The organism is Thermomonas fusca DSM 15424 (assembly GCF_000423885.1).
Lineage (GTDB): Bacteria > Pseudomonadota > Gammaproteobacteria > Xanthomonadales > Xanthomonadaceae > Thermomonas > Thermomonas fusca.
The window spans coordinates 57,601-70,720 of the sequence record NZ_KE384102.1; the positions used below are offsets into that span (position 1 = coordinate 57,601).

The window sequence follows — 13,120 nt, forward strand, 5'->3', positions numbered from 1 at the left end:
GCGTCGGTATCCTGCGGCGATGCCTGCCTGCCACTTTCGCCTGCCCTTGTTGCTCGCCTGCCTGTTGGCCACCGCGCCGGCGTGGGCGATCAAGGTGCAGAAGCTGGAGATCGTCGGCCTGCGCGACGAGGCGATGGAAGCCAACGTGCGCAGCGCGCTGTCGCTGAGCGACGAGTTGGACCGCGACCTGCGCGCGCGCCGGCTGGGGCATCTGCTGCGGGTGGCCGAGGACGAAACCCGGCGCGCGCTGGAACCATTCGGCTATTACTCGCCGACGATCAGCGTGGAGCGCAGCGACCGGCCCGCGCCCGTCGCCGATGCGCAAACCGACGCCGCGGCAGGCGATGCCGATGATGGCGACGGCAGCGACGGCGATGCCGACAGCGACCGCGCGGATGCACCCAACGCGCGCGGCAACCGCGACCGCGTGCTGACCGTGATCATCCGCATCGATCCCGGCCAGCCGGTGCGGGTGCGCGGGCTGGAACTCGGGGTGGCCGGGCCAGGTGGCGACGACCGTCACGTCGGCGACGCGCTGGCCGCGTTCGAGCCGCGCATCGGCGCGGTGCTTGACCACCGCCTGTACGAAACCGGCAAGTCGCGGATCGCCACCGCACTGGCTGCGCACGGTTATTTCGATGCCGCGCTGGCCAGCCATCGGGTCGAGGTGACGCGGGCGCAGCAGGCCGCCGACATCGACCTGCGCTGGAGCAGCGGCGCGCGTCACATGCTGGGCGAAGCGCGCTTCACCCAGACGCCCAAGGCCATCATCGACCCGCGTCTGCTGGGCAAGCTGGTGCCGTGGTCGCCGGGCCAGCCTTACGACCAGGCCGAGCTGGAACGCCTGCGCAAATCGCTGGTCATGCTGGATTATTTCGCGCTGGTCGATGTGCAGGCCGCACCGGCGCAGGCCACTGGCCTGCAGGTGCCGGTGGAGGTGCAGCTGACCCCCGCCAAGCGCAGCATCTACAGCCTCGGCGCCAGCTACGGCACGCTCAGCGGCGCCGGCATCAGCGCCGGGGTGGAGCGGCGCTACCTCAACGCGCGCGGGCACAAGGCGCTGGCGCAGGTGGACTGGGCGGAGAAGCGCAAGACCGCGACGCTGCAATACCGCATCCCCGCCTTCGCCTGGCTGGACGGCTGGTACACCGCCAGCCTGCAGGCCGCGGACGAGCAGACCGACTACGTCAACAGCCGCCGGCTGGAATTGGTGGGCAGCCGCAGCGGCCAGTACAACGACCGCCTCAACCTGGTCGCCTCGCTGCACGTGCTGCGCGAACGCTGGGCCTATGCCAGCTTGACCCGGCCGACCCCGGACTTCCGGTACGCCAGCTTCGTCTATCCCTCGCTGCGCGCGGAATACATCGACGTGGACGAGCGCATGGCGCCGCGCCGCGGCGGCGGTGGCACCCTGACCCTGCGCGGCGGCAAGGGCGGCGCCGACGGCAGGGCCACTTTCACCCAGCTGCACGCCAGCGTGCAGTGGTTCCACGGGCTGGATCCCAGCAGCCGGCTGCTGGCGCGCGGCGAACTGGGCCACACCTTCACCGCCGACGTGCTGGAACTGCCGCCCAGCCTGCGCTACTACGCCGGCGGCGACCGCAGCGTGCGCGGCTACGGCTGGCACGAGATCGGCCCGCGCATCGCCACCAGCGGCGGCGACTATTTCACCGGCGCGCCCAATGTGGTCACCGCCAGCCTGGAATACGAGCGCTACTTCCGCGGCCCGTGGGGTGCGGCGGTGTTCGTGGATACCGGCAGCGCATTCGAGGGCCGCGACGCCGACCTGCATACCGGCGTCGGCATCGGTCTGCGCTGGCGCTCGCCGGTGGGGCCGGTGCGCGTCGACATCGCGCGCGGGCTGGATTCGCCGGATTCGCCGATCACCCTGCATCTCAACATCGGCGCCGATCTGTGAAGGCGCGCGTGAAGGGACGACCGTGAACTGGCGCGACCGCTACCGCCGCTATCGCCGCTACGGGCTGGAACCGCTGCCGGCCGATGCCAGCCGCGAACAGCGCGAAGCGCGCATCGCCGAACTGCGGGTGCTGCGCCACAAGCGCCGGCGCAGGATCGCGCTGCGCAGCGGCATCGGCATCGGCGCGGTGGCGCTGCTGGCGGTCGCGGCGATCTACTGGGTGGTCACCACCATCGGCGGGCGCGATTTCCTGCTGCGGCAGATCGTCTCGCGCCTGCCGGCCGATGCGGTGCTGACCTGGAAGCAGGCGGAAGGCCCGGTGTCGGGGCCGATGATCCTGCGCGGCGTGCATTTTTCGCTGCCGCGCCAGCGCGACCCCGACTGCGTGCCGACCCCGCAGGCCAGCTGCGCGATGGGCACGATCATTTTCGACGCGACGACCGTTGTGCTCGACCCGGCGATCCGCCCGCTGCTCGGCCGCACCCTGCGGCTGGACGCGCTGGACGTGACCGGCGCCACCCTCGACCTGCCGAAAGGCGACACCCCGTTCAAGCTGCCGACCTGGCCGGACGTGCTGCCGGCCATCGCGCCGCCGCTGGACCTGCGCGCCGATGCCATCCGCATCGACGGCCTGCGCGTGCTGCAGGAAGGCCAGCCGCTGATCGCCATCCAGCGCGCGCGCGGCGGCCTGGATGCGCGCAGCGGCCGCCTGCATGTGGAGCGACTGGCGGTGGACAGCGACCGCGGCCGCTTCACCCTGCACGGCGACTACGCGCCGGGCGACCACTACCGCAGCAACCTGCTGGCCACCGCGGTGCTGCGGGCGCCGGCCGGGCAGACCGCGCCGCGGCTGGGGCTGGTGGCGCGCGGCGACCTGTCGCGAATGGTGGTGGCGCTGGCCGGACGCGCACCCGCGCCGCTGCGCGCCACCCTGACCCTGCACGGCGACGCGGACGCGCCGCGCTGGCAGCTGGATGCCGGCAGCGACGCACTCGACATCGACCTGCTGGCCGGCAGCGGAGCAGGCGTGCCGCTGCGCTTCAGGCTCGAGGCCAGCGGCACCGGCGGCGACGCACGGCTGCAGGGCGAGCTGCAGCGCGGCGATTTCACGCTGGCGGTACTGCCTTCGAAACTGCAGCTGCAGGACCAGCGGCTGCAGCTGCAGCCGCTGGCGGTGGCCACGCTGGGCGGGCGCATCGTCGCCAACGGCGTGGCCGACCTGCGCGACCCGGACAACACCTCGCTGAAGCTCGCGCTGAACGCGCGCGGGCTGCGTTGGCAGGACGCCACCGGCAACACCGCGGTGCTGGCCGATGCCGACCTTGGCATCGCCGGCAAGCCGGAGCGCTGGGCGCTGCAGGGACAGGCGCGGCTGGCCCGCGGCGACGACCGCGCCACTGTCGATATGCGCGGCAGCGGCGACCGCGACGGCATGCGCTTTGAAACCCTGCGCGCAGCGATGCCGCAGGGCCGGCTGGACGCCAGCGGCACGCTGGCATGGACACCGGCTCTGCAGTGGCAGGCGCAGGCGCAGCTGGCCGGCTTCGACCCCGGCTACTTCGCGCCGGACTGGCCGGGCGCGATCAACGGTGCGCTGCGCAGCCACGGCACGCTGCGCGACGGCAAGGGCCTGCTGGCGCATGTCGATGCGCGCGCGCTGGGCGGCAAGCTGCGCGGGCGCGCGCTGGGCGGACGCGGCAATCTCGACATCGATGGCGATGCCTGGGCCGGCGACATCGCGCTGACGCTTGGCGGCAGCCGCATCGACGCCAAGGGCCGCATCGCCGCCACCATCGATGTGGACGCGAAGTTCGCGCCGCTGCGGCTCGACGACCTGCTGCCCGACGGCAAGGGCGTGCTGCGCGGCAGCCTGACGCTGCGCGGCGCCCGCAATGCGCCGGACGTGGCGGTGGACCTGGCCGGCAGCGATCTGGCCTTCGGCGACTACCGCGCGGCGCGGCTGCAGGCCAAGGGCCGGCTGCCGTGGCGGCAGGGCGACGGCGCGCTGCTGGTGGATGCCGACGGCGTGCAGGCCGGGGTGCCGCTGACCCACCTGCGCGCCTCGCTGCGCGGCGCGGTGGAACGACTGCGCTTCGACGTCGAGGCCGGCAACGACAGCGCCGCACTGGCACTGGCCGGCAGCGCGCAGAAACGGGGCGCGCGCTGGCAAGGCAGTCTGTCCAACGCGGTGCTCACCCCCGTCGCGGCGGCGAAATGGACGCAGCAGCAGCCGGCCAGCTGGTCCTGGGATGGCCGCAACGGCGCGCTGTCTTCCACCTGCCTGCAGTCCGCGCTGGGCGGCGCGCTATGTGCCAGCGCCGACTGGCCGCGCCGCGGCGTGGACCTGCACGGCACCGGCCTGCCGCTGGCGCTGGCGTCGGACTGGCTGCCCAAGCGCGAGGACGGCCGGCCGTGGGCGCTCCACGGCGAGCTCGATCTCATCGCGCAGCTGCGCCCGCAGGGCAGTGCATGGAGCGCCACCGCCAGCGTCAGTTCGGCCAGCGGCGGCGTGCGCAACGGCCCGCGCGCGCGCCGCGACCTGCTCGGCTATCGCGAACTGAAAGTGGATGCGCGCTTCGGCCCCCAGCGCATCGACGCCACCCTTGCCACCGCGCTGGCCAAGGGCGGCCGCATCGCCGCCCAAGTCGCCACCGGCTGGGACGCCTATGCGCCGCTGGCCGGCACGCTCAAGGCCAACCTGCGCGAACTCGGCTGGCTGGAGCTGTTCTCGCCCGACATCGTCCAGCCCGCCGGCACGCTGGATCTCGACCTGCGCCTGGCCGGCACCCGCGCGCGCCCGCTGCTGGGCGGCAGCGGCCAGTTGCAGGACTTCGCCGCCGAGCTGCCGGCGCTGGGCATCGCGGTGCAGGAGGGCACCGTGCGCCTGCAGGCGCGCGAGGATGGCAGCGCGCTGATCGATGGCAGCCTGGGCACCGGCAAGGGCCTGTTGCGCATCGACGGCAGCCTGGGCTGGCTGGACGACGCCACGCCGCTGCAGCTGAACCTGCGCGGCACCGACGTGCTGCTGGCCGACACCCGCCAGGTGCGCATCCTCGCTTCGCCCGACATCGCGGTGCGCTATCGCGCCGGCACCCCGCTGCAGGTGCGCGGCACGGTGGCGGTGCCGGAAGCCGACCTGCACCTGGAGCGGCTGGACATGGGCATCTCGCCCTCGCCCGACGTGGTGGTGCTGGACCCGATCGATCCCCTGCGCGCCGCCGCGGTGCCGCTGCAGCTCGACCTCGACGTGCTGGTGAACGTGGGCGAACGCGTGCGCATCGACGGCTTCGGCCTGGCCGGCACCCTCGGCGGCAGCCTGCGCGTGCGCCAGCCGCCCGGCGGCGAGCTGCGCGCCACCGGCGAGCTGGAGGTCGGTGGCCGCTACCGCGCCTATGGCCAGGACCTGCGCATCACCCGCGGCCGCCTGCTGTGGTCGAACACCCGCGCCGGCGACCCGCGGCTGGACATCCGCGCCCAGCGCGAGATCGGCGCGGTCACCGCCGGCGTGCAGGTCAACGGCCGCGCCTCCGCACCGGAAGCCAGCGTTTGGTCGAACCCGGCGATGAGCCAGTCGGAAGCGCTGGCCTACCTCACCCTGGGCCGCCCGCTGCCCAGCCTGAGCAGCCGCGAAATGCAGCAGCTCGACGTCGCCAAGTCCGCGCTCAACACAGGCGTGGGCCTGCTCACCGCGCAGCTGGGCGCACGCATCGGCCTGGACGACGCCGGCGTCAGCACCTCGCGCGCGCTAGGCGCGGAGGTGCTGGGCGTCGGCAAATACCTGTCGCCGAAACTCTACGTCAGCTACGGCGTGTCGCTGCTCGGCACCGGCCAGGTGGTGACGCTGAAATACCTGCTGCGCAAGGGCTTCGACATCCAGATCGAATCGTCCACCGTGGAGAACCGCGCGTCGGTGAACTGGCGCACCGAAAAGTAGGCACCTCGCGCCGGGCCATTCCGACACGCCTGCGCCGCGCGCCCGGGCAGCCCGCCGGGCGCGCGATTTTTCCATTGGCGCGGCGGGTTACAGATCGAAGCCGAAACCCGCGCCGGCGGAAGACTCGCTGCCGCTGAAGCTTGCCCCCAACGAGAACGAACCACGGTCGCCCAGGCGCTTGCCGTAGCCGATCGACACCGCGCCCTGGCTGCCCTGCACGCCCACGCCGATCGCGATCCGGCCCTTGGCGGATGCACCCAACGCCGCGTTTACCGCCATCTGGGTCATCGCGCTGCCCATCGCGCCGAGCCGATCGATGCGCCGGTCGGTCTGCGCGAAGCGACGATCCACCTGTTGCTGGAACTGGTTGAACGTGTCGTCCCACGCGGCGAACCGCGCATCCGCATGTGCCTTGGCAGCGGCGAGCGTCTGGCCGGAAGCGGAGTCGGTATAAGCCTTGGACGCCGTCAGGGTGGTGGCATCAGCGACGTCGGCATGCGCGTTGGCGGCGGTGAGCGTAGCCGCGTCTCCGGCATCGGCGTGGTCATTGGCAGCGGCCAACGTGGCGGCATCGCCCGCATCCACGATCTGCACCAGCTGGGCCGGATCCACACCGGGGCCGGCAGGGCCCTGCGGACCGGCGGGTCCCGCCGGACCAGCGGGACCCTCGGCGCCGGCAGGACCGGTGGGGCCAGCGGGGCCGGCAGGACCGCTTGGCCCGATTGGACCGGTGGGGCCTTGCGGACCCTGCGGCCCGGGCGCGCCCACCCCGCCGGCCAGCGCGGTCAGCCGCGAATCGACCGCGGCAAACGCCGCCGCCACCGTGCCGTAGTTGCTGCCCTGGATGCTGAAGCTCGGCGCGCTGAACACGCCACCGGTGAACGTCGCGCCGCCACCGAACCAGTCCACCAGCGAACGCAGCTGGCGCGCGTTCACGGCGTCGAAGTCCTCCGATCCATCGGCCAGGTGGATGAGCTGGTGCTCGGCGCCGGATTTGCCGATCGACACGGCGAAGTCGCGGTCGGCAATGGCCTGGTAACCGATCGCGGTGCTGCCGACATTCAACGCTTCCGATTCGAATCCGAACGCCATGGAGGCCTCGCCGTTGGCGCGATTCCGGTAGCCGACCGCGGTACTGCCGAAGCTCAGCGCCTCCGATTCGAAGCCGAAGGCATTGGCCGCCTCCCCCGCGGCCAGGTTGCGATGGCCGATCGCGTTGGCCCCGGTTTGCTCTGCCCTGTTGGCGTAACCCACCGCGCTGGAAAACATGCCCCCGGCGCGGTTCAGGCTGCCGACAGCGGTGCTGCTGATGTGGTCGGCGTTGCTGTTCATGCCAATGGCCACGGCAAAGTCCCGCCTGGCATAGGCCGCATTTCCCACCGCCACCGAGGATTCACCCGCGGCTTCGGCGGCTTCGCCCGGGTCGACTGCACCGTTCGCGTTGAGGTCTCTCCATCCGCCCGCCGCGAACGCGCCGGTACCGGTGGCGCTTGCGTAATAGCCAAAAGCACTGCTGCGCTCGGCGTTGGCAAGCGAGTGGTATCCGAAGGCACTGGAATAGGCTTCAGTGGCGGTGTTGTACAGCCCGTAAGCGGACGATCTCAATGCAGTGGCTGTGTTCGCGTAGCCGAAACTCGCGCTGCTGTCGCCCCGGGCGATGTTCGACGCGCCAAACGCGGAGGCATTGATCCCACTGGCGATATTCCGGACGCCGACGGCGGCTGCACCTGCGCCTGCCGCCACGGTGCTGTAGCCGACGGCGATACTGGCTTCGCCGCTTGCGTTGTTGTTGTAGCCATACGCGGACGCAGTGGCGGCGCAGGTGGTGTTGTCGGCGCCGTGCTCGCTGCCCTGGTTGGTGGGTGCGGCCGGCACCGGGTCGCCATTGGCATCCAGGCACGGCGGGTCGGCGGCGAAGGCTGGTGCAGACAGCGCTGCAAGCAGGGCCAGGCTCAGCAGCGACAGCGCCGGGTGGCGGCGACGGAAAGTGGCAGACATGTGTTGTTTCCTGGTCAATGCCGGGCGGAATGCCGGCGTGACTGTCCTATGCGAAACTTCGCCGGCAATCCGGACATGCGTGGGGAAGACGCTTGCCATCGGCTCCCGATTCACTGGAAGTGACCGTGCTGCTGGCGCGCGCGCGCGCCGGCGATGGCGCTGCGCTGGGCGCTGCCTATTCCGCGCTGTACGACGAGCTGAAGCGCGCGGCGCGCCAGCAGTTGCGACGCATGCAGGACGCCTTCCAGACCACTGCGCTGGTGCACGAGGCCTATATGAAGCTAGCCGGCGGCGCGCAGCTTGCCGCCGTGGACCGCAACCACCTGCTGGCGCTGTCGGCACGGGCGATGCGCCAGGTGCTGGTGGACGACGCCCGCGCGCGCAAGGCCGACAAGCGCGGCGGTGGCCAGCAGGAACTCACCCTGGGCGCCGCGCCGGGCAGCGACAGCACCGCCGTGGTCGAGGTGCTGGCACTGGACGAACTGTTGTCCGCCCTGCACCGCCTAGACGAACGGGCCGCGCAGATCGTGGAGCTGCGCTACTTCGGCGGCTATTCCGAAACCGAGATCGCGGACATGCTGGGCATCAGCGACCGCACCCTGCGCCGCGACTGGCGCAAGGCGCGCGCGTTCCTGCTGGCGGAGATGCAGGCATGAGCGACACCACCCGCCGCCAGCGCGCGCTGGCCGTGTTCGACGAAGTGGCCGAGCTCGACGGCGACGTGCGGGAACAGCGGCTGCTGGCGCTGTGCGGGGATGACGCGGCCCTGCTGGCGCAGGTGCGGGCGCTGCTGGCCGCCGATGCGGAGGCCACAGAACCGTTCTCCGCAGCATCCCGCTGGGGCGCGGCACTGGCTGCAGAACAGACCGAGGGCGATGGCCTGCTGGGCCGCAACCTTGGCGCCTGGACCGTACTCCGCATCATCGGCCGCGGCGGCATGGGCGCGATCTACGCCGCGGAGCGCAGCGACGGCGCCTACCGCCAACAGGCCGCGATCAAGTTGATCCGCGCCAGCGCCGATTCCCGGGCGGCGCGCGAGCGCTTCCTGCGCGAGCGCCAGATCCTGGCGCAGCTGCAGCATCCGAACATCGCCACCCTGCTCGATGGCGGCATCACCGCGGGTGCCGAGCCCTGGTTCGCGATGGAACTGGTCGATGGCGAACCGATCGACCGCTGGTGCGACGCCCACCGGCTATCCTTGCGCGCACGCGTAGTGCTGTTCCTGCAGGTGCTGGACGCGGTGCGTTATGCGCATCGCAACCTGGTGGTGCACCGCGACCTCAAGCCGTCCAACCTGCTGGTTGACCAGGAAGGCCGGGTCAAGCTGCTCGACTTCGGCATCGCCAAGCAGCTGCAGGGCGGCGATCGCACCGCCACCCTGGATCGCGCCCTGACCTTCGAATACGCCAGCCCCGAGCAACTGCACGACGCACCCATCACCACCGCCACCGATCTCTGGCAGCTTGGGGTGATCCTGCATCGGCTGCTGTCCGGGGCGCATCCGTTCGGGCTGGACCGCGACACACCCGTCGCCAGCCAACTGCAGCGGCTGGAGCGCGATCCCGAACCACTGACCCGCGCTGCCGCGCAGGCCTCATCCGAACAGGCACTGCTGCGCGGTGGACTGACCCCAGCCGCACTGTCGCAGGCGCTGCGGGGAAACCTGGCGGCCATCGTGCGGACCTGTCTGCGCCGGGACCCGGAGCAGCGCTACGCGTCGGCGGATGCGCTGGCGGGTGATCTGCGCGCCTGGCTGGACGACCGCCCGATCGCCGCGGTTCCGTTGTCGCGCCGGCAGCGCACGCAGCTGTGGCTGCGACGCAATCGCGCGCTCGCCGTTTCGGCGGCCGCGGTGGCGGTGGCGCTGTTGGCGGGCACCGCCGTGGCGCTGTGGCAAGCCAGCGAAGCGCGTGCACAGACGCGCATAGCCCTGCGCGAGAGCGAGAGCGCCAAGGCCACGCTGGCATTCCTTGCCGACACCCTGGCGGCAGCGGCGCCCGAGCGCGCCATGAGTACCGACGTCAGCGTGCGCGAGTTGCTTGACGCCGCACGCCGCAAGCTGGCGGCGCGCAACCTGCAGCCGCAGGCACGACAAACGGTGCAGCGCCTGCTGGGCAGGATGTACCTCGGCCTGGGCGAGCCGCGCCTGTCGGTGGAGCTGCTGGAGCAGGGCCTGCGCGGTGCGCCTGCCGCCTACCCAGCGGAAGGGCTTGCGCTGGCCGATGACCTCGACGCCTATGCCAGCGCGCTGGGCGCGCTGGAGCGCGGGCCCCAAAGCATGGCCGCGGCACGGCGCGCGGCGGCGCTGCGCACCCGCCTGGCACCCGGCGACCCGGTGCAGGCGATCCGTGCCCACGACCAGCTGGCCGACGCCCATTACCACCTCGGCGAAAACGCGCAGGCGATTGGCGAGTGGCAGCAGGTGCTGGCGCTGGCGGGAACGACGCCTTCGCCCCCGGTGGACGTGGTCAGCAACAGCTACCAGATGCTGTCGGGGGTGCTGCAGGCGCAGGGGGAGTCGAAAGCCGCGCTGCGGTACGCGGACCAGGGACTGGCGTTCGTGGAGGCACAGCGCCTTCCGGCCGACTCACCGCTGCGGGTCAACCTGCTGCGCGGGCGCGCCGAGGCGTTGGCCGGGTTGGGCGACCCTGCCGCCGCCGAAGCGGCGATCCTGCGCGCGATTGCGATCCAGCAGCGCACGGTGGGGGCGGGCGGTACCCGCATGTCGATGCTGCAGAACGCGCGGGGCCTGCTGCTCAACGACCAGGGTCGCTACCGGGAAGCGGCGCAGGTGATGGAGCGCAGCGGCGCGATGCACCTTGCGGCGTCGGGCAGCGCCGGCGAGGCCGCGCTGTCGCTGGCGAACCTGGCAAGCGTGCTGGAGAACGCAGGGGACTATTCACGCGCGATCACGCTCGCCACGCAGGCGATCGGCAAGCTGGATGAAGCCGGCGTCGACCGCGACGCCGCGGCGCGCAGGGCGATCGAACGCGTGCAGGCGCGAACGCTGGGCCTGGCCGGACGCGCGGCTGAAGCCGATGCGCGCCTGCAGGCGCTGCGCGCACGCGCCGCCCGGCTGGACGGCGTCGATTCGGCCGAATACGCCATGCTCACCTGGCAGCGGGTGGTGATGGCGCGACGCATGCACGACCCCGCGCGCGGCTTGCCCTTGCTCGCCGACGCACGCACCCGCTGGGGCGCGCTGGTGCCCGCGTCCCACCCCGTGCTGATCCATGCACTGCGCGCCGAAGCTGCCTTCGCCCGCGATCGCGGCGAACTTGCCCACGCCGAACGGGCGGCACGCGAGGCGCTGCAACGACTGGTCCAAGCCAAGGTGCTGCCCGTAGACCTTGCCATTGCGCGCAGCGAACTGGCGGCCATCCGCGCGCAGCGCGCCGATCTGGCCGAGGCGCGCGCGCTGCTCGCACTTGCGCTGCCGGTGCTGCGCGACGCCATGCTGCCCGGGGAGATTCACCGGGCCGACGCGGAGCAACTTGCGCGCAAGCTGGGTCGGGTCCGCCGCGCCTGAACCCGCCGCGCCTGAACCCGGCGCGATGACGGCGGCCCGGCGGCCTCATTCGCAAGAATCGATCTTCGTCCAGACCGCCCTGCCGTTTGGCGTCTTGAAGCAACGGCCCATCGCACAGGTGGTGTTCTGGTAGGTGGCGGTCATCTCGGCTTCCGGCCCGTCCAGGCTGTAGCTGCCCGAACCCCTGGCACCGCTGTGCTCGAAGGAATGGGTGCCGCCGCGGTCGCTGGTGGGCGTGTGCTGCATGGTGCCGCCGCAGACAGGGAAGGAGAACGGCTGGTCGACGTCGCAGACCGTATGCGAGGTGTTGCAGGTGCCCAGGCCGGTGATGCGGTATGACCGGCCCTGCTTGGTGTCGAATTCCAGCACCGCCCGCCCCACCCCGCGCTTGCTGCGCGCCTCGAAGGCGATCGTGGATTTTTCGTCCTTCTTCGCCGGGCCGGCGTACTGGTAATGCGCGTCGGCCCGCACCTTGCCGCTGGCGGGCTGGAGGCTCTCGCCGCCTTCCAGCGTTGCCACGACATTTCCGCCGGTCGGTGCACCATCCGCCTTGGCGCGCGGCATCGCCGCCAGGTCGAACGCGGTATTGGGCCGGATGCCCTTGCGCCTGGCGGGGTCGCTGGTCACTTTCAGCTCCACGCATCGCCCGCTTTCCCAAGCCGGGCCCTTGCCCATGCCTCGCAGCTGCATCTCCGCGATCAGCACCAACATCAGATGGCTCTGTTCGATCAGCGCATTCGCCATCTCCACCGCCGGCGTGTCCGTGAAGATGTTGAACCCACGCCAGTCGGTCATGGCCGATGAACTGGTGCCGTCACGTTCCATCCTGACCGTGCGTGCCATGCGCCGATCGGAACCATCGTCGACGCCGCCGATTTCCATCTGCATCTCCGTGGCCATGCCATCGGCGCTGTCGATCAACCGGGCGTCATCGTCCAGCCAGCGGTCCAGCTTGAACCGGGTATGCACGCTGCCGCCGGTGCCGGGTTTGGCGCTGACGTGCATCGACGAGTCCACGTCCATGCTCACCCCGACCTTGCCCTGCGCATCGGGGCAGGCATCCACGCGCAGCTTCAGCTTGACCTTGCCGCTCAGGCCGCTTTGTTCGATATCGAAGGCCAGCTCCTGGTCCAGGCTGCCGTCCTCCCCGACCTGGAGTTCGGCATTGCCGGTCTTGTCGCCGAACTTCATCGGTCCCTGCCGCACCAACTCCGCCAGCTGCTGGTCAGACATGCTGCTGACGCTGGAGGCGAGCACCGAGCCGGTCATCAAGCCAGTGAACCCGGCCAGGCCCAGGCCCACCACGCCGCTCTGCATGCCCTCCCCGGTGAACGCAGCCGGCATCAACCTGGCGGTCTGAGGCAGCAACGCGTCGATCTTGCGTTCGTAGGCGGTGCCGACGGCCTGCAGCGCCGCCAACGCCTGCGCTTCACCGCCCAGCGCCGACTCGATGCCGGTCATCTGCATCATCCGGTAGTGCAACAGGTAGTCGAAGCGGCTGACGACCCGCGCCACCTCCTTGGGGTCGCGCGCCTGCAAGCGCGACAGCTCGCTGGCGCTCGGCGCCCCGCCGGGCGCCTTGGGCATCGGGGCAGCCGGCGGTGGATTCGTCTCCGGCGCCTGCCCGCAGGCGACCAGCAACAGCGACAGGGCGAGCAGTGCGGGCAGCGGACGCATGGCGTTTCCTCTTGTGGGATCTTCCATGCATAGCGGAAATCTGGACCCTAACCGGACAGTGCAG

Annotated in this window: 6 protein-coding genes; 4 read left to right on the forward strand and 2 right to left on the reverse strand. The window is 71.4% G+C overall.

All coding sequences use genetic code 11. The features are described 5' to 3' along the window. Nucleotides 1-19 precede the first annotated feature (19 nt). A complete protein-coding gene (locus tag G582_RS0114485; RefSeq protein WP_038054481.1) occupies nt 20-1,918 on the forward strand; it encodes an autotransporter assembly complex protein TamA in 1,899 nt (632 codons plus the stop codon). Between the two features lie 22 nt (nt 1,919-1,940). Next, the gene (locus tag G582_RS0114490) at nt 1,941-5,852 is read left to right on the forward strand and encodes a translocation/assembly module TamB domain-containing protein (RefSeq protein ID WP_248642832.1); all 3,912 of its coding nucleotides are present in this window, start codon (nt 1,941-1,943) and stop codon (nt 5,850-5,852) included. Nucleotides 5,853-5,939: 87 nt separating this feature from the next. Here the strand turns inward: G582_RS0114490 and G582_RS16965 are convergent, their stop codons facing one another. Then, nucleotides 5,940-7,727, reverse strand: coding sequence for a YadA-like family protein (locus tag G582_RS16965; protein ID WP_169380661.1), 1,788 nt, complete (start codon nt 7,725-7,727; stop codon nt 5,940-5,942). 215 nt (nt 7,728-7,942) lie between these two features. Here G582_RS16965 and G582_RS0114500 point away from each other — a divergent pair, with 215 nt between their 5' ends. Continuing rightward, nucleotides 7,943-8,506 carry an ECF-type sigma factor gene (locus G582_RS0114500; protein WP_028840429.1) on the forward strand — a complete coding sequence of 188 codons (564 nt, stop codon included), beginning with the start codon at nt 7,943-7,945 and terminating at the stop codon, nt 8,504-8,506. Beyond that, a complete protein-coding gene (locus tag G582_RS0114505) occupies nt 8,503-11,379 on the forward strand; it encodes a serine/threonine-protein kinase (RefSeq protein ID WP_028840430.1) in 2,877 nt (958 codons plus the stop codon). Before G582_RS0114500 ends, G582_RS0114505 begins: the two co-directional genes overlap by 4 nt. A 45-nt stretch (nt 11,380-11,424) precedes the next feature. On the opposite strand, the gene G582_RS0114510 is transcribed toward G582_RS0114505, so the two are convergent. Then, a complete protein-coding gene (locus G582_RS0114510; protein WP_028840431.1) occupies nt 11,425-13,056 on the reverse strand; it encodes a hypothetical protein in 1,632 nt (543 codons plus the stop codon). Nucleotides 13,057-13,120 lie beyond the last annotated feature (64 nt).